General features: G+C 62.3%; 20 protein-coding genes. 11 read left to right on the top strand and 9 right to left on the bottom strand.

What is annotated here, in order from left to right; genetic code table 11:
• The first annotated feature begins 90 nt into the window (after nt 1-90).
• The 5 genes from sigM (at nt 91) to BH93_RS00680 (ending at nt 4,291) form a co-directional block, all read left to right on the top strand.
• Nucleotides 91-672, top strand: a complete 582-nt coding sequence (gene sigM / locus BH93_RS00660) for an RNA polymerase sigma factor SigM (RefSeq protein WP_052058538.1) — start codon at nt 91-93, stop codon at nt 670-672.
• A gap of 59 nt (nt 673-731) precedes the next feature.
• On the top strand, nt 732-1,469 hold the full coding sequence (locus tag BH93_RS00665) for a hypothetical protein (RefSeq protein WP_037175215.1): 738 nt from the start codon (nt 732-734) through the stop codon (nt 1,467-1,469).
• Nucleotides 1,470-1,595: 126 nt separating this feature from the next.
• Entirely contained in the window at nt 1,596-2,585 is a 990-nt protein-coding gene (trxB, locus tag BH93_RS00670; RefSeq protein WP_037175214.1) for a thioredoxin-disulfide reductase, read from the top strand.
• Nucleotides 2,586-2,628: 43 nt separating this feature from the next.
• A complete protein-coding gene (gene trxA, locus BH93_RS00675) occupies nt 2,629-2,961 on the top strand; it encodes a thioredoxin (RefSeq protein WP_008711582.1) in 333 nt (110 codons plus the stop codon).
• A gap of 136 nt (nt 2,962-3,097) precedes the next feature.
• A complete protein-coding gene (locus tag BH93_RS00680; protein ID WP_032378747.1) occupies nt 3,098-4,291 on the top strand; it encodes an N-acetylmuramoyl-L-alanine amidase in 1,194 nt (397 codons plus the stop codon).
• A 49-nt stretch (nt 4,292-4,340) separates the two neighbouring features.
• Here BH93_RS00680 and BH93_RS00685 read toward each other — a convergent pair whose 3' ends face one another.
• The 9 genes from BH93_RS00685 to rpmH all read right to left on the bottom strand — a co-directional run bounded on the left by BH93_RS00685 (nt 4,341) and on the right by rpmH (nt 12,609).
• Entirely contained in the window at nt 4,341-5,021 is a 681-nt protein-coding gene (locus BH93_RS00685; protein WP_037174975.1) for a hypothetical protein, read from the bottom strand.
• A 235-nt stretch (nt 5,022-5,256) separates the two neighbouring features.
• Nucleotides 5,257-6,333: a ParB/RepB/Spo0J family partition protein gene (locus BH93_RS00690; RefSeq protein ID WP_037174973.1), complete on the bottom strand. Its 1,077-nt coding sequence runs from the start codon at nt 6,331-6,333 to the stop codon at nt 5,257-5,259.
• A gap of 4 nt (nt 6,334-6,337) precedes the next feature.
• Nucleotides 6,338-7,348, bottom strand: a complete 1,011-nt coding sequence (locus tag BH93_RS00695; RefSeq protein WP_032378750.1) for a ParA family protein — start codon at nt 7,346-7,348, stop codon at nt 6,338-6,340.
• 82 nt (nt 7,349-7,430) lie between these two features.
• Nucleotides 7,431-8,108, bottom strand: a complete 678-nt coding sequence (rsmG, locus tag BH93_RS00700) for a 16S rRNA (guanine(527)-N(7))-methyltransferase RsmG (protein ID WP_037174972.1) — start codon at nt 8,106-8,108, stop codon at nt 7,431-7,433.
• 1,815 nt (nt 8,109-9,923) lie between these two features.
• The gene (locus BH93_RS00705; RefSeq protein WP_080739140.1) at nt 9,924-10,526 is read right to left on the bottom strand and encodes a Jag family protein; all 603 of its coding nucleotides are present in this window, start codon (nt 10,524-10,526) and stop codon (nt 9,924-9,926) included.
• A 109-nt stretch (nt 10,527-10,635) separates the two neighbouring features.
• Nucleotides 10,636-11,724, bottom strand: a complete 1,089-nt coding sequence (gene yidC / locus BH93_RS00710) for a membrane protein insertase YidC (protein ID WP_037174968.1) — start codon at nt 11,722-11,724, stop codon at nt 10,636-10,638.
• Between the two features lie 4 nt (nt 11,725-11,728).
• Nucleotides 11,729-12,058 (bottom strand): membrane protein insertion efficiency factor YidD, encoded by a 330-nt coding sequence (gene yidD, locus BH93_RS00715; RefSeq protein WP_037174967.1) that lies wholly within the window; start codon nt 12,056-12,058, stop codon nt 11,729-11,731.
• Nucleotides 12,055-12,435, bottom strand: coding sequence for a ribonuclease P protein component (rnpA, locus tag BH93_RS00720; RefSeq protein ID WP_037174966.1), 381 nt, complete (start codon nt 12,433-12,435; stop codon nt 12,055-12,057). Before rnpA ends, yidD begins: the two co-directional genes overlap by 4 nt.
• A 30-nt stretch (nt 12,436-12,465) precedes the next feature.
• Nucleotides 12,466-12,609: a 50S ribosomal protein L34 gene (gene rpmH / locus BH93_RS00725; RefSeq protein WP_026347786.1), complete on the bottom strand. Its 144-nt coding sequence runs from the start codon at nt 12,607-12,609 to the stop codon at nt 12,466-12,468.
• 653 nt (nt 12,610-13,262) lie between these two features.
• Here rpmH and dnaA point away from each other — a divergent pair.
• The 6 genes from dnaA to BH93_RS00755 all read left to right on the top strand — a co-directional run bounded on the left by dnaA (nt 13,263) and on the right by BH93_RS00755 (nt 20,449).
• Nucleotides 13,263-14,795: a chromosomal replication initiator protein DnaA gene (gene dnaA / locus BH93_RS00730; protein ID WP_037175211.1), complete on the top strand. Its 1,533-nt coding sequence runs from the start codon at nt 13,263-13,265 to the stop codon at nt 14,793-14,795.
• 584 nt (nt 14,796-15,379) lie between these two features.
• On the top strand, nt 15,380-16,564 hold the full coding sequence (gene dnaN / locus BH93_RS00735) for a DNA polymerase III subunit beta (protein WP_032378757.1): 1,185 nt from the start codon (nt 15,380-15,382) through the stop codon (nt 16,562-16,564).
• Between the two features lie 65 nt (nt 16,565-16,629).
• On the top strand, nt 16,630-17,553 hold the full coding sequence (gene gnd / locus BH93_RS00740) for a phosphogluconate dehydrogenase (NAD(+)-dependent, decarboxylating) (protein WP_037174963.1): 924 nt from the start codon (nt 16,630-16,632) through the stop codon (nt 17,551-17,553).
• Nucleotides 17,554-18,804, top strand: coding sequence for a DNA replication/repair protein RecF (gene recF / locus BH93_RS00745; protein WP_037174962.1), 1,251 nt, complete (start codon nt 17,554-17,556; stop codon nt 18,802-18,804).
• Nucleotides 18,801-19,364 (top strand): DUF721 family protein, encoded by a 564-nt coding sequence (locus tag BH93_RS00750; protein WP_032378760.1) that lies wholly within the window; start codon nt 18,801-18,803, stop codon nt 19,362-19,364. Before recF ends, BH93_RS00750 begins: the two co-directional genes overlap by 4 nt.
• 167 nt (nt 19,365-19,531) lie before the next feature.
• On the top strand, nt 19,532-20,449 hold the full coding sequence (locus BH93_RS00755; protein WP_037174961.1) for a metal-dependent hydrolase: 918 nt from the start codon (nt 19,532-19,534) through the stop codon (nt 20,447-20,449).
• Nucleotides 20,450-20,476 lie beyond the last annotated feature (27 nt).

A 20,476-nucleotide genomic window follows, 5' to 3' on the forward strand; every position in this document is an offset into this window, starting at 1 on the left:
TCGGTACGGAATCCGGGCTCGTTTCGTACTTCACGGTCTCCATGGCCTAGGCTCCCCCCAATGCGTTAACACGGGGGGAGCCGTTTTCGTATGACCGAACGTATCGATTCGGCGCTAGGGGAGCGCACGGATGCGGAACTTCTGGCTGCTCATGCGGCCGGGGAGCCGAACGCATTCGCCACTTTGATCTACCGACACCACGAGCATCTGTGGCTGACAGCTCGTCGCACGAGCTACACACCCGAGGACGCCTCCGATGCTCTGCAGGAGGCTCTGCTTTCCGCCCATCGCACCGCCGGGTCGTTCCGCGCCGACGCCGCCGTCCGCAGCTGGTTGCACAAGATCGTCGTCAACGCCTGCCTGGACCGCATCCGCCGCAACAAAGTACGGCCCTCGGTTCCGTTGAGCGAGAACGAAAGTCACGAGCCCGCGTCGCCCAGGGACCGCATCTCCGAGACGGAGACCACCATTCTGGTTCGGCAGGCTCTGATGACGCTGCCGCCCGATCAGCGTGCGGCTGTCGTCATCGTGGACATGGAGGGCTACTCGGTGGCCGACGCAGCCGTTCTGCTCGGCGTTCCCACCGGTACCGTCAAGAGTCGATGCGCACGTGGTCGACTCAAACTCTCGACGCAGCTCGCCTACTTGAAAGACGCAGGGAACCGAATCTAGACCCCTCGCGTCTATATCGTGTGAGAGAGAAAGCAGATTCGGCGAAGGGAGGCAGGAACGTGTCGTCGAGCACCGATGCGCTACCCGATGCCCCGTTCTCACCGGAGCTGTTGGCCGAACTGCATGCCGATGCCCTGCCCGAGGATGTCAGCAGTCGGCTGTGGCCGCTGGTCCGTCGCGACGAGCAGTCGATGCAGGTCCTCGCCGGTCTCGACGCGGTGTCGGCTCGGCTCAACGAGATGGGCGAGGATCCGACCGGGACGTTGTCGATTCCACCCGACGTCGTCGAACGGATCGATCGCACGATCCATTCCGTCGAGCAATCCGGTCCGCAATTCAGCGATCCGGCTGTCGTTCCGTTCCGGTCCCGCAGGCGTCATGTCGTTCTCGGAATTGCCGCTGCCGCAGCACTTCTCGCTGCCGGTTCGGTCGTGTTCGCAGCGGTGTGGCGTACCCCGGACGCACCCGAATCCGTTGCCGCAGAACCGTCGTCGGCACCCGACGGGTCACTGATTCTCGATTCCGCCGACCTCGACTCCGGTTTCGCCTTCAGCATTCTCGGCAAGCGTGATGCAGGCGCCCTGTCGGATCCGGCGGACCTCGAGGCGTGTCTGGCGGCCAACGACGTCGACCCCGCAACCTCCGTCCTCGGATCCACTCGGGTCAGGATCGACGGCCGAGACGGAACCCTGCTGGTGCTGGCAGGCGCGCAGCCGGCCCAGTTCATCGCCTTGGCGGTGGGCAACGACTGCGGCGGTACCAACCCCGACGTGCTGACTCGGCGCGATATCGGCTGACACATCTCTCTCCGGGGAACAACTGCCTCTAGGGTGGTGTTGACCAGATGTACGTCGACCGGCGCGTGCAGTGTGCACTCGGCTGTCGGCGGCCAGTACACGCCGCACAAGATCGGAAGGTCTGCATTGAGTACCCCCAAGGTTCACGATCTCATCATCGTCGGTTCGGGACCGGCCGGTTATACCGCCGGTGTCTACGCGGCCCGCGCAGAGCTGGAACCGATCCTGTTCGAGGGAACCCAGTTCGGTGGAGCACTCATGACGACCACCGAGGTCGAGAACTTCCCCGGGTTCCGTGAGGGCATCATGGGCCCCGATCTGATGGAGCAGATGCGCGAGCAGGCGAAGCGATTCGGTGCCGACATCCGCACCGAGGACGTCGAGGAGCTCGATGTGACCGGTCCGATCAAGACCGTCTCCGCGGGCGGCGAGACCTACAAGGCTCGCGCGATCATCCTCGCAATGGGCGCAGCAGCACGCTACCTGTCGATCCCGGGCGAGGAAAAGCTTCTCGGACGCGGCGTCAGCGCCTGCGCCACCTGCGACGGCTTCTTCTTCCGCGACCAGGACATCGCCGTCATCGGTGGTGGCGACTCGGCGATGGAGGAGGCCACCTTCCTCACCCGGTTCGCTCGTAGCGTCACCATCGTGCACCGACGCAGCGAGTTCCGTGCGTCGCGCATCATGCTCGAGCGTGCCAAGAACAACGAGAAGATCCGCTTCCTCACCGACACCAAGGTCCTCGAAGTCCTGGGCGAGACCAGTGTCACCGGCATCTCGCTCGAGCACGCCGAGACCGGAGAGAAGACGACTCTCGACGTCACCGGGATGTTCGTCGCCATCGGCCACGATCCCCGTAACGAGCTGGTCAAGGGTCAGGTCGAACTCGACGACGCCGGCTACGTCAAGGTCGCGTCCCCGTCGTCGGCCACCTCGGTGGAGGGCGTTTTCGCCGCCGGAGACCTCGTCGATCACGTCTACCAGCAGGCGATCACCGCTGCCGGTACCGGATGTACCGCTTCGATCGACGCCGAGCGCTGGCTGGCCGAGCAGGGCGACATCACCAGCAACACGCTCGAACACGCCGACCAGCCGGTCGACGCAGTCAACGCCTGACCGGCCCCGTTCACACACCGCTTCCTACATCAAGGAGATAGAAATGTCCGACGACAAGAGCACAGTCACCATCACCGACGCGTCGTTCGTCGACGACGTGCTGACCAGCGAGAAGCCCGTCCTCGTCGACTTCTGGGCAACCTGGTGCGGCCCGTGCAAGATGGTCGCTCCGGTTCTCGAGGAGATCGCCGCCGAGCACAAGGACAAGCTGACGATCGCCAAGCTCGACATCGACGCCAACCCGCAGGCCGCCCGCGACTTCAAGGTCATGTCGATTCCGACGCTCATCCTGTTCCAGGGTGGCAAGCCGGTCAAGCAAATCGTCGGTGCCAAGGGCAAGGCCGCGCTGCTCAAGGACCTCGAAGGCGTTATCTGATTCACCTCCGAATCGTGTGGATTGCAGCGGAAGGCAGTCTTTCTGCGACAATCATCTGATGTGCCGATGCCCAGCGTCGGCACATCAGCCGCATCGGGATGCGGTGTAGTCAGAACGATCTGGAGGCATTTCGAGGATGCAGGAACTCAGTCACGGCGATTCCGGACCCGCCGTCGCCGAGGTCCGCGGCACCCTGTCGGCTCTCGGCTTCCTTCATGAGGCCGTGGTTCCGCCCGGTCCCATGGACGACGGTCACTGGACAGCTCCCGGTTCCGTCTTCGACGGTGCCCTCGGTGGGGCTGTACGCGCATTCCAGCAGCACCGTGGTCTGCTGGTCGACGGTGTCGTCGGCCCGGCCACGTATCGAGCGTTGAAAGAAGCGTCGTACCATCTCGGCGCACGAACCCTCATCTACCAGTTGTCCGCTCCGCTGTACGGAGACGACGTCGCCTCACTGCAGACGCGACTGCAGGACCTCGGTTTCTACAACGAACGCGTCGACGGCTTCTTCGGCCCTCGCACCCACGAGGGCTTGTCCTCGTTCCAGCGTGAAATCGGACTTTCCCCGGATGGCATCTGCGGACCGGCAACGTTGCGTTCGCTCGATCTCCTCGGCACGCGTGTCACCGGTGGATCACCGCATGCCATGAGCGAAGAAGAGCTCGTCCGAAAGTCGGGACCACAGCTGACCGGCAAGCGCATCGTCATCGATCCCGACCTCGGCGGTGCCGATACCGGACGCATCGTCGACGGAGCGCTGGGTCGAGTCTCCGAATCGGAAATTCTGTGGGACCTGGCCAGTCGCCTCGAAGGCCGAATGGCTGCGACCGGAATGGATACGTTCCTCTCCCGTGCCCGCGGCACCAATCCCTCTGTGGCCGATCGCGCCGAGACAGCCAATGCCTGGGGTGCCGATCTGATGATCTCCCTCCGGTGTGCCTCGAGCACCAGCCCGGTGGCCAACGGCGTCGCCAGTTTCCACTTCGGCAATTCGCACGGTTCGACGTCCATGATCGGGCAGGTGCTCACCAGCTATGTGCAGCGCGAAATTGTCGCTCGCACACCGCTTCTCGATTGCCGCAGCCACGGCCGAACGTGGGATCTGTTGCGCCTGACCAACATGCCGACCATTCAGATCGACGTCGGATACCTCACCAACGAATCCGACGTCGAGGTGCTGAGCGACCCGCGGTTCCGCGACATCATCGCCGAGGCAATTCTGATCGCCGTGAAACGGCTGTATCTACTGGGTCAGGACGATCAGCCGACCGGAACCTTCACGTTCGCCGAATTGCTCGCCGAGGAACTCGCCGCCGCCGATCGCCCCTGATCTCCCAGTCGCCCTGATCTCCCCGTCGCCCTGATCTCCTGGTCGAGAATCAGCGGGCTCCGACGGTCGACTTCTGTTCGATGTCGACGACGGAGATGCTCGCTGCAATGAGCAACTGTTCCAATGCCGATTCGACATCCTGCTTCCATCCGTGATCCCGATCCAGCTCGAGTCGTAGTCTGGGAAATCTGTGGTGGGGTGCAATCACTTCGAATCCGACCTTCTCGAGAAAATCGGCTTCGATCATGCACGTCGACGCCGAACACGTCAGATGTGCAGTCGCATTCGGAACCACCGGCGCTGCGTCGTCGGCGTTGTGCCGAATGCCGAATGCCTCCAGGGCGCGAACACCTCGATTGACGAGATCTCCCACCACTGCCTGAATCAGCGTGGCCGAGTGCAGATCGGCATCATCCGGAGAATCGATTCGTAGTTGCGTCAGCAGAACCGCGTCGTGACTGACGGGCGACGTCGGAAACGTACTCGCCCGCGGAACGGCACGGGGTGGGCAATAGAGTGCGCAGCCGATCGTCTTGCCGTCGACGGACAACAGCTGCCCACATGATCCCCACTCGAGCATGATGGTCGACAACCACACTTCGTTCTCGAACTCGAGGTCGACCGACAAATCCTCCGATGCAGGATCGAGCACCCAGAAGCTACAGCGCCGCGAATGCGACGGCAGATGCTCGAACGAACCGAGAGTCACTCCGGTCACCATCGCCGACACCGCTTACCTCAGCCTTCGTGCATTCGTTCCAACGGGAAAATTCTGTCTCGGAGCCGATCCGTACCTCGACAAGAATAGGCGATCCGATCGTCGACCCTCTCGCGCGGACCGTTTCCCTGAAATAGGTTGCATGACAATGTTTTTCGACATCAATCGCGACTTTCGAGACCGTAGATCGTGGAGCTACGTCACAGTGACGTTTCGCCCGCGTATGTCTGGTCCTGAAAAAACGCCGCTACTTTTTCTTCTGCGCTTCCATCATCTCGACGATCCTTTCGAGGTCGTCCACCGACCCGAACTCGACCACAATCTTGCCTTTTCGCTTGCCCAAACTGACCGTCACCCGCGTATCGAAGGAATCGGAGAGCCTGTCGGCGACGTCCTGAAGCCCGGGCATCTGAATCGGCTTACGTCGAGGTGCCGGTTCCGGGCTCGTTCCATCTTCCCGATTGGCAAGGGTGACGGCTTCCTCGGTCGCGCGGACGGACAATCCTTCGGCAACGATCCGCGCAGCCAACGACTCCTGTGCATCGGAACCTGCGTCCAACGACAGCAGTGCACGAGCGTGCCCGGCCGACAGAACTCCCGCCGCCACTCGACGCTGGACCGGAATCGGTAGCTTCAACAGTCGAATCATGTTGGTCACGACCGGACGTGAACGCCCAATTTTTGCGGCCAATTCCTCGTGGGTCACATCGAATTCTTCGAGCAGTTGCTGATACGCCGCCGCCTCTTCGAGCGGATTGAGCTGTACCCGATGGATGTTTTCGAGCAACGCATCGCGCAGCATTGCGTCGTCTGCTGTTTCGCGTACGATCGCGGGGATCGACTCGAGGCCGGCTTCCTGGCTCGCACGCCACCGACGCTCGCCCATGACGAGCTGATATTTTCCGTCTCCGGCGGCGGCGGTACCCGAAACCAGTCGAACCACGATGGGCTGCATGAGCCCGAATTCGCGGATCGAGTGCACCAATTCGCCGAGAGATTCATCGTCGAAGACGTGTCTCGGCTGCTTCGGATTGGCTTCGATTCGATCCGGTGCGATCTCGCGATACACGGCGCCGACGGGGGAGAGGTCGTCTCCGTTGAGCACAGGCGGCGTCGGGGTGGGAGCCGTAGCAGTCTCCGTTGCGTCGTCGGACGCCGGCGTGCGCTTCGGCTTCGTGGACGTATCCGGCTTGTCCTTGGCATTGCGATCCGCCCCGATGATCACGTCTGCGGCTGCACTGCCGAGGCGCGGCCCGGCATCGGGTCCCGTCGGAATGAGCGAGGCCAGGCCTCGGCCGAGGCCACCTTTACGCGTTTGGCTCATCTACTTACTTCTTTCGTGCTTCGTCGATGCCGGCCGACCGCGCGGCGAGTTCTCGTCCGGCGTCCAGGTAACTCATCGCACCTCGTGAACCGGGGTCGTAATCGAGCACTGTCATGCCGTAACCGGGTGCCTCGGATACCTTCACGCTCCGAGGAATGACGGCCCTCAGGACGGCGTCCCCGAAGTGCTTGCGGACCTCTTCCGCGACCTGGTCCGCCAACTTCGTACGGCCGTCGTACATCGTCAGGATCACCGTGGAGACGTGAAGTTCGGGGTTCAGATGCGACTGCACCAGCTCGATATTGCGCAGGAGTTGTCCCACTCCTTCGAGTGCGTAGTACTCGCATTGGATCGGAATGAGTACCTCGGTCGCTGCAACGAGCGCGTTGACCGTCAGCAGGCCGAGTGACGGAGGGCAGTCGATCAGGATGAAGTCCGCGTCGATTCCCCCGAGCTCCTCGACCGACAAGGCTGTCTTCAGTCGGCCTTCACGGGCAACCATCGACACCAATTCGATCTCTGCTCCGGCAAGATCGATCGTGGCCGGAATGCAGAACAGTCGCTCGCTGTGCGGGCTCTGCTGCACGGCATCCTTGGCGCTGACTTCACCGATGAGCACCTCGTAGCTCGACGGCACACCGGAGTGGTGCTCGACGCCCAGAGCGGTGCTGGCGTTGCCCTGGGGGTCGAGATCGACCACCAGGACTGTCAGGCCCTGAAGGGCGAGCGCGGCAGCCAGGTTCACGGCGGTGGTGGTCTTGCCGACGCCGCCCTTCTGATTGGCGATCGTCAGCATGCGCCGCTTTGCCGGCTTCGGGAGCGATACCGATCCAGGGTGCAGAACCTGACTGGCTCGATGTGCCGCGGCACCGATCGGAGTGTCGTCGGGCGAGATCGCGTTGGTGTACTCGAAGTCGGAGCTCTTCTTCACCGCCGGTGCCGACTCGGACGAGTTGGACGCGTTCTTCTTGGATGCTGTTTCACGTGAAACAGCGGAATCGGACCCACCCGACATATGTGCTCCTTAGTGCGGAACTGACTGTGTTCAATACGATCGATAAGGACGAGCGCGGGACTGACGAGTCCGCAACCGAAGGTCAGTGACGACCCGGTCGCCGAGGCTGACGGACCGCTCTGACGACGATGGTTGGAGTAGGAAGCAGGCCCACTCCGCACTCCACGACCTCCAGCTTGCCAGCACCCATACGAGTGAGGGAAGCCCGGTCTCGCTCGATCTCTTCACCGGCACTCGATCCCTTCAGAGCCAGCATCCGACCGTGATCGTGAACCAGAGGAAGCGACCACTTGGCGAGCTTCTCCAACGGGGCGACTGCCCGCGACGTGACCACATCGGCGCCGCCCGCCTCCTTCTTCACGCCGGGCTGTTCAGCGCGACCGCGTACAACCAGGACGTTCAGATCGTGCTCCTCGATGAACTCGGCGAGGTACACGGTGCGGCGAAGAAGCGGCTCCACAAGAGTGACACGTAGGTCCGGCCTTGCGATTGCCAACGGGATTCCGGGGAGTCCCGCGCCGCTGCCGATGTCCACGACGGTCTCGCCCTCGTCTATGAGTTCGCCGATCGCCGCGCAGTTGAGGATGTGGCGTTCCCAGAGTCGTGGAACCTCTCGAGGTCCGATGAGCCCACGCTCGACGCCCGCAGTCGCCAACGAGTCGTGATACTGCCGGGCCAATTCGATTCGGTCCCCGAATACCTGCTCCGCGATTGCCATCAACTGGGTGCTATCCGAGCGTTCTTGTTCCACGTGAAACATCTTCCCGTGCCTGGGCGCGGAACGCCAAACGACATCGCTGTAAGTACGCGAAACTGCACACTGATTCGGACATCGCTCTCCTCGGCGGGTTATCCGATACTTCTGAAGCCGGGCGGCACCATCCCTCGTATCTGTCCAGACCACGTACGGTTCCTGATCCCGTGGGTGGCGTCCGCCGAACTGCTTCCCTGAGGATCCGGATCTCATCGGCTCCCAGTTCTCGACGACGCCGTCCGGGGTGCACCCCGGACGAGTCGCCCGACGAGAGCCACACGGCTCGATCACCCGTCGCGAGGCTTGTCCAGTGTCGGCGGCGGTGCCATATGTTTCACGTGAAACTTCTTCCCGCCCGACGGACGCGGGGGTTCTGCTGTGGCAGCTTTCGACCGATTACTACAGAGGCTCGCCAGAACCGAGCGATCCCGTCTGGAGGGATCGCGGTCTAAGCAACGACGAATACGCACCTTCGTCGCGTCGAGCAATCCGGCGTGGATCACCGACGACGATGTTTCACGTGAAACTGTTTCCTATTCGACGCGCCGGAGACTTTGCTGTTGCAGCCTTCCCTCGATTGCCGAGGCCTCTCGGTCGAGGCGAGCGGATCCAGTCCGGTGGGGACGATGTCGACAAACCGACACACTTCACGTTCGACACTTCGAGTGCCATCGTGCGAACACCTCAGATCCGATCAGCTCGGGAAGTCCGGCTGTATTCAGAATCCATAGGATCGGCGACCACGATTTCTTGCGTGACGCTGACCGATCACCCCATCGCCGGATCGCCCCGCGCGAACGGGTGACACGTGCGGTCGCGTCTCGGATCCGGGGCGTGGGTCCTTCGGTGAAGATCGTCGCGTTTGCTTCCCCGCTGTGACTGATCATCGACCTGTCGAGCGAGCCGGGGGAGCGGTTAGCCGCCCGCTCCACCTGATGGCCAACCGCGCCGCCGCTCCCAGTTCGTGGGCCCGACGCGATGCGTCCGTGAGGGACAGAGGCGGCACCGGTCAAGGGAGACTCCGCACAACCACAGCGAGGACTACAGAGCCGGCCACCCTGACGGTCTGCACACTCGAAGATCTGGTCGGGAATTCGTCCGAAGCCCGTGCTCACGATGCGTCCAGGATCCGAGTAACCAAGCGCGGGCGGACGTCATTGGTGCAATCTCCACCATCCACTGACAGATGGTGGCAAGAGATCGCGGCAACTGACCATTCGTCGCTGATCCCGCCGCACCATATCTCCGATCACAGTCGCGGCCCCGATTCGTGTCCGACGCGGGTCTGGAGATGCCGGTCCGGCGATACCTGGAGAGGCCGGCGTCATGACTCGAACACCCGATGCCGAGAACCTCTTCATGACCTACCCGAGCGACAGTCAAAAAATCGATTCGCCCCAGCTGCGCACGGAAGCCCGGTTTCACGTGAAACATCAAAGGTCGGTCGTGACCGTCCCCGGCGCGTACTTCCCCGTCGTCAACCCTCGGTTTCGGAGCGCTGCCCAACCGTGCCCCTTCCCGAGTGCCTGAAGACTTCCGGCGTTGTTTCACGTGAAACCACAACACTCGACTCATCGACCACCAACAACCGAGCCGCGTACACGCGTCACAGTGACGAAAGCGTCGCGCATACCTGGATCGAAATATTTCGACGAAAAGTTCGATCGCAAACGATTCTCGGACAGTGTTGCGCGTCAGAATTACACGGATGACATTCGAGCCGCGCCTGGACACCAATGTCCACGTACGACGATGGCCCCCACCGAAGTGGGGGCCATCAGATCGTGCAACCCGAACAGGTTGTCGGGAGGTGGAGCGTTGCTATCCCTTGACGACAACTACCCGCCGAGACGGCTCGACTCCTGTGCTCTCGCTGGCAACGCCGTCGATCTTGGCGACTGCATCGTGCACGATCTTGCGCTCGAACGGAGTCATCGGAGTCAGTTCTTCTCGCTCGCCCGATTCCAACACTCGACGCGCGGCTTCGGCACCGAGATTGCCCAGTTCGGTACGACGCTTCGCCCGCCAGCCGGCAACGTCGAGCATCAGCTTGCTGCGCTCTCCGGTCGACTGCTGAACGGCCAATCGGGTCAGTTCCTGAAGAGCATCGAGAACCTCACCCTTACGGCCTACGAGCTTGGCGAGATCGTCCCCACCGTCGATGCTGACGATGGCCCGGTCGCCCTCGACGTCCAGGTCGATATCTCCGTCGAAGTCGAGAACGTCGAGAAGCTGTTCGAGGTAATCGCCGGCGATCTCGCCTTCCTCGACCAAGTAGTCCTCGTCGTCATCATCGTCGTCGTCATCGTCAGGCGCGGCCTTCGCGGCCTTGTCTTCGACCACCTCGGACGCGGGGGATTGCTCTATCACGGCATTCTCGTCCGCATCCGCGTCGACCGCGCTGAGCTGATCGGCCTCGACCATCACGTCATTCACTCCATCCCCGGATACCGCACCGACTGGCTTCTGTACTTCGTCGTTCTGAGCTTCTTCTACGTCCGCTGCCATGTTCGTCCTTCTCTCGACGTGTCGGTCAGCGCCGCTTGCGCTTGGTCGACTTGTTCCGGTTCGCCTGCGGCCTCGGCCTGACCGGAGTTGCCGCACCGTTGGCGGTACCCGAAGTGTCACCGCTGTCGGTCGTCGCATCGTCGTCTACCGGCGCCATCTTCGACAGCTTGGGCCGCGCACCCGGCTTCGGCTTGGTCACCGATACCGGCTTCACGCCCGGCTTCGGCGCATTCTCGGAACGCTTCTCCACGGCAGCGACAGCCTTGGCAGCTTCTTCTTTGTCGATCTTTCCGAATACCAGGTGCTGCTGTGCGTACGTCCAGGTGTTGTTACTGACCCAGTACAGCAGGATCGCGATCGGTAGCAGGGCGCCGAAGACCAACACGCCCAGCGGGAACACGTACAGCGCAAGCTTGTTCATGATCGCGGACTGCGGATTCGCAGCTGCTGCAGCGCTCTGACGGGCCACCGATGCACGCGAGTTCATGTGGGTCATGATCGCCGCGATGATCATCAGCGGAATCGACACCGCCGCGATGACGAACGTCGACGGAATGGAGGCGCCCGGTCCCACGGCGAACGCGTTGAGCTGCTCCTGCGGCATGGTGATCCATGCCGAAATCGGGGCTCCGAACAGTCGAGCGTCGAGGAACGACTGCACATCGGCCACGCTGAACGCATAGTTCGAGAGTTCGCGGTTCTCTTCCGGGCTCAGACCGAGCTGACCGACGCCGGTGCCGGTGCGGTTGAACGAACGAAGCACGTGAAACAGTCCGATGAACACCGGCGCCTGTGCCAACACGGGTAGACAGCCCATCAGCGGGTTGAAGCCGTGTTCCTTCTGCAGTTTCTGCATCTCGACGGCCATTTTTTGTTTGTCTTTGCCGTACTTCTTCTGCAGAGCCTTGATCTGCGGCTGTAGCTCCTGCATCTGCCGCGTCGTGCGAACCTGCTTGACGAAGGGCTTGTACAGAATCAAGCGCAGTGTGAAGACCAGGAAGACGACGGACAGTGCCCAGGCGAATCCATTGCTGGGATCCTGGAACACAAAGCCGAACACCTTGTGCCACACCCAGAGAATCCAGGCAACCGGATAGTAAATGAAGTCGAGCACGGCTCTATGTACTCCTCTGTTCTTCCACTCGCACGAGATCGTGGTGTTCTTCGGTTTCGGTCATCTCGGTGACGCTCGCGCGCCACTTACCGGGTTCAGGCACCGGGTTCCATCCTCCAGAGTGCCAGGGAGCACATTTGAGGAGGCGGACGACTGCCAGCAACGAGCCCTTCAACATCCCGTGCACCTCGAGCGCCTCGATGGCGTACTCACTGCAGGTGGGGGAGAAGCGACAGGTAGGAGGTCTCATCGGGGACACATAGGTTCGGTACAACCCGATGAAATACATGAGAGTTCGAGCAGGAATGGAACGAAGGTTGCCCATGAATGTCATGACGGCGGACCCTTCGGAGCTTCGAGAAGACCGAGCTTCTTCAATCCTGAACGCAGTTGAACCAATAGATCTGCCGAGGACGCTGTCGCGGCACCCGGCAATGCGCGGATGACCACGTCGGTGGTCTCGGGGAGCTCACCGACCACGTCGGTACAGATATGCCGAAGCCGGCGCGCAACTCGATGACGAGTTACGGCCGGCCCGACTGCCTTGCTGACGATCAATCCGAATCGTGGTCCCCGAACGGTCGATGCGATGTCCTGCTCGTCCCGCACAACGGCGTGAACGACCAGATCAGATCTACCCATTCGGCGTCCTCGACGCACCGCTACGGAAAAATCACGTGCTCGGTGCAGTCGATTCGGCTCAGGAAGCATCCCGAGCTCCAAGGTCCGGACGAACGAATATCAGGCTGTGAGTTCTTTACGGCCCTTGCCGCGACGTGCGGAAACGATTGCACGACCCGCACGGGTACGCATACGAAGACGGAAGCCATGAACGCGCGCGCGGCGGCGATTGTTCGGCTGGAACGTCCGCTTGCCCTTGGCCACGGTCAACACTCCTCGAGATTCGAAGACGCCGATCTGTCGGCGCCTGCTGTAAAGGTTCCAGCGAGTTCGGATGAAGTCGCTTGCCTCCCGAGCGAGAAATCCGAGTGAAGACAGACTGTGAGCAGCCAGCAAGCATCGGCCACCTCGCTATTGGGTGACTGTTCGAGAGTACTGATCGAGTCACCGGTGGTCAAACTCGCTCCGAACCGATCGGCTCGGCCGTTCATGCACAGGCACCGGAGGATTCGGCGACCGAGGGTGTGATGTGCCTCGACATCGCTCGCCGACGACCGATCGAGCCCACGCGGTTCGTCCGATCGTACGACAGACAGCGACCATCCATGCAGGTCAGACTTGTGCGTGCGTGATACCACGGGCAGGGAGGAGCCCTGGGGTCACATCGGTGTCGTTTATCCACACCTGTGGATAATTGTGTGGAAACACAGATCAGGTGGCATATTCGTACCTTGCGGGGTCCACCCACGGACCCTGGTCTCCGCCGCGGCGACGCACGATCGACGACGCTATCCGACGCCGACGTCGCGCGGGCAGGAAACGACGCACGAGTTTCGACGCGTCGTACCCGTACGAGACCAATGCTCGGCGGTCCAACCACCGCCGAGACACCGATGCTCGACAACGGAGGGATCGACGTGAACGACGATCCGGATGCGCTCGCGCGTATCTGGCCCGAGGTGGTCGCGGAGCTCACTTCCGACCGTCACAGTGGGTCTCCCCTCACCAAGGGCCAGAAGGCCTGGCTCGCACTGGTCAAACCGCTGACTCTGACGCAGGGGTTCGCCCTGCTGGCCGTTCCCTCGACTTTCGCTCAAGAAGCGATCGAGCGAGACCTTCGAGAGCCGATCCTCGGAGCACTGGGCCGACATCTCGGGCAGGGCGTCGAGGGCCTCGGGGTCCGCATCTCCGCTCCCGAGGACGAGAAGATCGACTCCGAGCGGTCGGCCTTTCCCGACGCCGTCAGCTCGCCCACCTACCGGCGCCGCGTCCTGACCAGCAGAGACGACGAACCTTCCGATTCCGAGACCGCCGATTACGAAGAGGTGGACGACGAGCGCGAAGCGTTGGCGAGCGTGCAGAACTCGTGGCCGACGTATTTCACCAAACCCCCCGAATCGTCACCCCCGTCGTCGGGCGCGAACAGCTTGAACTCGAAGTACACCTTCGACACGTTCGTCATCGGCGCCTCCAATCGGTTCGCTCACGCAGCTGCCGTGGCCATCGCCGAAGCACCTGCCCGCGCCTACAATCCGCTGTTCGTGTGGGGTGCGTCGGGATTGGGCAAGACTCATCTCCTGCACGCGGCCGGTCACTATGCGCAGCGACTGTTCCCCGGAATGCGGGTCAAGTACGTCTCCACCGAAGAATTCACGAACGACTTCATCAACAGTCTTCGTGACGACCGCAAAGTGGCGTTCAAACGCCGCTACCGCGAGACGGACGTGCTGCTCGTCGACGACATTCAGTTCATCGAGGGCAAGGAAGGCATCCAGGAGGAGTTCTTCCACACCTTCAACACACTGCACAACGCCAACAAACAGATCGTCGTCTCGTCCGACCGGCCCCCGAAGCAGCTGGCCACCCTGGAAGAGCGGCTCCGTACCCGCTTCGAGTGGGGCCTGATCACCGATGTGCAGCCGCCCGAGCTCGAGACGCGCATCGCCATTCTGAGCAAGAAGGCTCGGATGGACCGACTCGACGTGCCCCACGACGTACTCGAACTGATCGCCAGCCGCATCGAACGAAACATCCGTGAGCTCGAAGGCGCCCTCATTCGTGTGACGGCATTCGCATCGCTCAACGGGCAAGCGCTCGACCTCACACTGGCGGAGGTGGTGCTGCGCGATCTCATTCCCGATTCGTCGAGTCTCGAGATCAATGCCGCAACGATCATGGCCGTCACGGCGGAGTACTTCAACACCTCCATCGAGGACCTGTGCGGCCCGGGTAAGGCCCGAGCGCTGGCGATGGCCAGGCAGATCGCCATGTATCTCTGCCGCGAGCTCACCGACTTGTCGCTGCCCAAGATCGGCCAGACGTTCGGACGAGATCACACGACGGTCATGTACGCGGACAAGAAGATTCGCAAGGAGATGACCGAGCGCCGGAAGGTGTACGACCAGGTCCAAGAGCTCACTGCACGGATCAAGCAACGCTCGAAGCGGTAGCCCACCGGGCACAGACCAACGCAGAAGACGGCACCGAATCCCATCGCGGGTTCGGTGCCGTCGCCGTTTCTCGTCCATGATGGGCGCCAATTTTCGACTCGATGCCAACCTATTTTTCCGGCGTCGACCATTGATTCACACCTGTGGATAACCATGTGGACAACATCGAAGTTCTGGGGATGGAGTGTGGGCGCCTGTGCACCGATGGGATTCGTCCACAGGCAGCCGCCCGTCAATCGCATATTGGTCCCGAATTCATCCCCACGACACCACGCGAGGCGACCAGCAGATCCAACCGTCCGTGCACAGATTGCACAGGACCTATTAATACTTCTGTTTTCTCCTTGAAAGAACTTCTTTGAAAACAGGTGTTGGGGAACGATCCGTTCACAGGCCCGACGAGATCACCCGAATCCCACGTACGGCTCGAACCTCGAGCTTTCGTCTCGGGTTCGGAGGGCATACGGTGTGCTTGCGCTGGATGTGCCACACTCGTCGTTGCATCGGTTCGAGCCGCAACCATCGTGGTTGCACCGCTCCGGCCGTGAGGACGAACGCCACCGAACGAGAGGAAATGCCGAGCGATGGAGCTTGGAAGTTTGAAGTTTCGCGTTGCTCGTGAAGATTTTTCCGATTCCGTGGCGTGGGTGGCCCGTAGCCTCCCGTCACGGCCGCCCGTTCCCGTTCTCGGTGGAGTTCTTCTTGCCGCCGATGAGCAGGGTCTGACGGTCTCCGGATTCGACTACGAGGTCTCCGCTCAGGTCAAAGTCTCTGCCGAGGTAGCCACGGCAGGCCGAGTTCTGGTGTCGGGCAAGCTACTTGCCGACATCACCAAGTCGCTGCCGAACAAGCCGGTCGACGTCACGGTCGATGGAACCCGCGTTCTGGTCAACTGCGGAAGCGCCAAGTTCTCCCTGCCGACGATGCCGGTGGAGGACTACCCCCAGCTCCCCGAGTTGCCCAGCAACACCGGTTCGCTGGCCGGTGATGTCTTCTCCGAGGCAATTGCCCAGGTCGCCATCGCGGCGGGCAAGGACGACACGCTTCCCATGCTCACCGGTATCCGCGTCGAGATCGACGGCACCAACGTCGTTCTTGCTGCCACCGACCGTTTCCGGTTGGCGGTTCGTGAGGTGGAGTGGGCTCCCGCCGGGGCCGACACCACCACCGCGGTGCTCATCCCGGCCAAGACTTTGTCCGAGTCGGCGAAGACTCTGGGTGGTAACTCCGGCTCGCCGGTCGAACTGGCTCTCGGTTCCGGTTCGTCCATCGGCAGCGACGGCCTGTTGGGCATCGTCAGCGATGGGCGCCGCACTACCACGCGCTTGCTCGACGCCGAATTCCCGAAGTTCCGTCAGTTGCTGCCGGCCGAGCACACTGCAGTGGCGACTCTCGAGATCGCGTCGCTGGTCGAGGCGATCAAGCGTGTGGCACTGGTGGCCGAGCGCGGTGCGCAGGTCCGCCTGGAATTCAACGCCGACGGTGTACTGCTGTCCGCAGGTGGCGACGATGCAGGTCGCGCCGAGGAAGCTCTGCCTGCCGACTTCCAGGGCGAAGCACTGACCATTGCCTTCAACCCGGGATATCTCATCGACGGGTTGTCCTCGCTGCACAGCGAAAAGGTGACGTTCGGGTTCACGACGCCGAGCCGGCCTGCAGTGCTGCGTCCGACGTCGGACGAAGAACTGGTGGCCGACGACGCGGGCAAGTTCGCGGCGCCCAAATCCGAATACACGTATCTGCTGATGCCCGTCAGGCTGCCGGGCTGATCCTGCCTGGTTACTGTTGGACCCGCGGGAACCTTCGCACCTGACACAGACAAGGACGCGTCATCATGCAGCTCGGCTTGGTCGGTCTCGGAAAAATGGGCTTCAACATGCGCGAGAGGTTGCGCGAGCATGGTCACGAGGTCATCGGCTACGACCCCCGGCCGGAGGTGACGGACACCCCGTCGTTGGCCGGTCTGGCTGAGGCGTTGACGGCACCGAGGGTGGTGTGGGTGATGGTTCCATCCGGCCAGATCACCCGCGATACGATCACGGGCCTGGCTGAGGTTCTCGAGCCGGGCGATCTGGTGATCGACGGTGGGAACTCACGATTCACCGATGACAAGCCCAACGCAGAGTTGTTGGACGCCAAAGGAATCGGCTACGTCGATGCCGGTGTATCCGGCGGTGTGTGGGGCCTGAAGAACGGCTACGGCTTGATGGTCGGCGGTCAGGACGAGCACGTCGCCCATGCGATGCCTATCTTCGACGCCCTGCGTCCGGAAGGTGAACGCGCGGACGGATTCGTTCACGCCGGCCCGGTCGGCGCAGGCCACTACTCGAAGATGGTGCACAACGGCATCGAATACGGATTGATGCAGGCATATGCCGAGGGCTACGAGATCCTCGAAGCGGAAGAGCTCGTGCAGGACGTGCAAGGTGTGCTGCGGGCGTGGAGCAAGGGCACGGTCGTGCGGTCCTGGTTGCTCGATCTGTTGGTCGAAGCACTCGGTCAGGATCCGGAATTCAGTGCGATCTCCGGATACACCGAGGACTCCGGTGAGGGTCGTTGGACCGTCGAGGAAGCTATTCGCCACGCCGTACCCGCTCCGGTTATCTCTGCCGCGCTGTTCGCGAGATTCGCTTCGCGTCAAGAGGATTCGCCGGCAATGAAGGCCGTCTCGGCTTTGCGAAACCAATTCGGTGGGCACGCGGTCAAGAAGGCAGACGCCGACGAGACCCTGCGCGCACCGGCCCCGAAACACGAGTAAGTGTTCGTCCGGTCTCTGCAGCTACACGACTTCCGATCCTGGGACGACGTCACCGTCGACCTGGGACCGGGCTCCACGGTGTTCGTGGGACCGAACGGGCACGGCAAGACCAACCTGCTCGAGTCCCTCAACTATCTGTCGACGTTGTCCTCGCATCGCGTGTCGACGGATGCTCCGATGATTAGGGCGGGTGCTCCCAAGGCGTTCGTGGGCAGCGCCGTGGTCAATCATGGTCGTGAGCTGATCATCGATGTGGAGCTGCTCGAGGGCAAGGCCAACAAGGCTCGGATGAACCGCTCGCCGTTGCGACGACCGCGGGAGATTCTGGGCGTGTTGCAGAGTGTGCTGTTCGCTCCCGAGGACCTGTCCCTCGTGCGTGGCGATCCCGGCGAGCGTCGACGGTATCTGGATGAACTGCTCACCAGCCGAATTCCTCGAATGGCCACTGTCCGTGCCGATTACGACAAGGTTCTGCGTCAGCGCTCGGCACTGCTCAAGACGGCCGGCGGCTCGTTGCGTCGAGGATCGTCGTCGAGCGACGGTGCAAGTGCTCTCGCCACCCTCGACGTCTGGGACGGGCATCTCGCGGCGCACGGAGCTCGATTGCTCGCTGCCAGAATAGGTTTGGTGCACGAGCTGATGCCTTTCGTGCAGCAGGCCTACGGGTCCATCGCGCCGGAATCGCGACCCGCGACTCTGTCCTATCGCTGCAGCCTTGCCGAAGCATTGCCGCCGGAATTCTCCGATGCCGGCCGGGCCCCGTTACCGGACGACGTCGATGTGCTGGAAGCCGCTTTCCTGCACCAACTCTCGGTGATGAGACAGCGAGAAATCGAACGCGGTGTGTGTCTGGTGGGGCCTCATCGAGACGATGTGGAGTTGATGCTCGGTGATCAGCCCACCAAAGGTTTTGCCAGCCATGGTGAATCGTGGTCGTATGCTCTGTCGTTGCGGCTGGGGTCCTTCGGCCTGTTGCGCGAGGACGGCACAGATCCCGTGCTGATGCTCGACGACGTGTTCGCCGAACTCGACCGAAAGAGGCGTGCTGCGCTCGCGACGGTGGCGGCCGGTGCCGAGCAGGTGTTGATCACGGCCGCGGTACCGGAGGACGTACCACCCGAACTCGATGCCCGTCGCTACGGCGTCGAAGCACAGCAGAACTCGGAATCCGGTGCAGCAGGCCGTATCTCGCGTATCACGAATCTGTCGATCACCGTCGACGCCGGACGCGAGGAGAGCGAGGCTCGATGAACGACGACGAAGGAGCATCCGCAGACAAGGGCGAGACGCCGGAGTTGAAGGGCGTCGATCTCGCACGTCGTGCACTCGAGGACGCGCGCGCCGCGGCCAAAGCCAGTGGAAAGTCGGTGGGGCAAGGGCGGTCGTCTCCGACGGGTGGCGTCCGTGCGCTGCGGGGGCGTCGGCGACGGGGTTGGTCGGGAGCCGGGCCCGACGACCGAGATCCGCAGGCATTCGGCGCACTCGCCAATTCGATCGCGTCCAAGCGTGGATGGTCGGCCAAGGTGTCCGAAGGCGCCGTGCTGGGGAGGTGGGCCAGCGTCGTCGGTGAGGACATCTCGGCGCACGCCGATCCCACCGGGCTCAAGGACGGAGTGCTCAGTATCTCCGCCGAGTCGACGGCCTGGGCGACGCAACTGAGGCTGATGCAGTCGCAGATTCTGGCGAAGATCGCCGCGGCGGTCGGCCACGGTGTGGTGACCTCACTCCGTATCACCGGGCCGACCACGCAGAGCTGGCGAAAAGGTGAACGTCACGTCCGCGGTCGGGGTCCGCGGGACACCTACGGATAGTGATTGTTCCCAAAGTCGGTTGGTCGTAGTGCCTGGTCCACGTGATCCTCAACAGATGTTGGGGACAGTGTTGCTGTGAGACTGTCCGTGTGCGTAGCGTGATTCGGAACACGCGACGGTCGGGGGACCGAATACTGTTACATGCGGCCATCGGACAAGGAGAAGTTGTGTCTGCACCTACGAGGAAGGCGTCGACAACGGCGGTCGACGTCGATGGGACCCCCGAAGACAGAGTGGTTCTCCACGCTCGGAACGTCGAGTTCGACTGGGAAACTCTGCCGCTGCACTACATGGACGGCAATCCGCTGGCCACGCACCTGATCAATGTGATGCACCTTCTTCTGCCCGAGGGTGAGGAGTGGTTCGTGCGCACGTTCAAGGAGGCGTTGCCGCTGATTCACGACGATCAGTTGCGCGACGACGTGATCGGCTTCATCGGCCAGGAAGCCATGCACGCGCAGGCCCACACCGACGTCCACGACCAGCTTCGTGCACACGGCATCGATGTCGATCCATACGTGGATCAGATGAAGTTCCTGTTCGGCCGCGCTCTCGGTAATCGTTCGGGCCACGGACAGAACAGTCTGGTCGAGCGGCTCGCTCTGATCGCTGCAGCCGAGCACCTGACCGCGTTCCTCGGCGACTGGGTTCTCAATGCGAAGGAGCTCGACGATGCCGACGTCCACCCGGTGATGCTGGACCTGCTGCGTTGGCACGGTGCCGAGGAAGTCGAACATCGTTCGGTGGCATACGAGGTGATGCGTTACTTCGATGTCCGGCCGGCGCGGCGAATCCGTACCTATGTCGTCATTGCACCCACCCTCGTCTGGTTCTGGACGCGCGGCGTTCGCTACCTGATGAGCCAGGATCCGACGTTGGCGCATCTGTCGCCGAAGCAGCGCACGCCGTCGTTCCGCGAATTCCGACGAGTGGCCAAGGCTGGTCTGTTTCCTACACCGATGTCCATGGTCAAGGCGTCGTTGCGGTACTTCAAGAGCACCTATCACCCGTCGCAGGAAGGCTCGACGGCTCAAGCCGTGCAGTACCTCGCCACCTCTCCGGCGGCGCGGTCCGCTGATCGATGACCAAACGCACGTTGCGGAGCAAGCTCG

Origin of the sequence: Rhodococcoides fascians A25f (assembly GCF_000760935.2) — a bacterium.
GTDB lineage: Bacteria > Actinomycetota > Actinomycetes > Mycobacteriales > Mycobacteriaceae > Rhodococcoides.

Excerpts from the sequence above, each read along its gene's own strand:
- sigM (WP_052058538.1), top strand. The coding sequence starts at position 91 with ATGACCGAACGTATCGATTCGGCGCTAGGGGAGCGCACGGATGCGGAA.
- trxA (WP_008711582.1), top strand. The coding sequence starts at position 2,629 with ATGTCCGACGACAAGAGCACAGTCACCATCACCGACGCGTCGTTCGTC.
- BH93_RS00680 (WP_032378747.1), top strand. The coding sequence starts at position 3,098 with ATGCAGGAACTCAGTCACGGCGATTCCGGACCCGCCGTCGCCGAGGTC.
- BH93_RS00690 (WP_037174973.1), bottom strand. The coding sequence starts at position 6,333 with ATGAGCCAAACGCGTAAAGGTGGCCTCGGCCGAGGCCTGGCCTCGCTC.
- BH93_RS00695 (WP_032378750.1), bottom strand. The coding sequence starts at position 7,348 with ATGTCGGGTGGGTCCGATTCCGCTGTTTCACGTGAAACAGCATCCAAG.
- rsmG (WP_037174972.1), bottom strand. The coding sequence starts at position 8,108 with ATGTTTCACGTGGAACAAGAACGCTCGGATAGCACCCAGTTGATGGCA.
- BH93_RS00705 (WP_080739140.1), bottom strand. The coding sequence starts at position 10,526 with ATGGTCGAGGCCGATCAGCTCAGCGCGGTCGACGCGGATGCGGACGAG.
- yidD (WP_037174967.1), bottom strand. The coding sequence starts at position 12,058 with ATGACATTCATGGGCAACCTTCGTTCCATTCCTGCTCGAACTCTCATG.
- rnpA (WP_037174966.1), bottom strand. The coding sequence starts at position 12,435 with ATGCTTCCTGAGCCGAATCGACTGCACCGAGCACGTGATTTTTCCGTA.
- dnaN (WP_032378757.1), top strand. The coding sequence starts at position 15,380 with ATGGAGCTTGGAAGTTTGAAGTTTCGCGTTGCTCGTGAAGATTTTTCC.
- gnd (WP_037174963.1), top strand. The coding sequence starts at position 16,630 with ATGCAGCTCGGCTTGGTCGGTCTCGGAAAAATGGGCTTCAACATGCGC.
- BH93_RS00750 (WP_032378760.1), top strand. The coding sequence starts at position 18,801 with ATGAACGACGACGAAGGAGCATCCGCAGACAAGGGCGAGACGCCGGAG.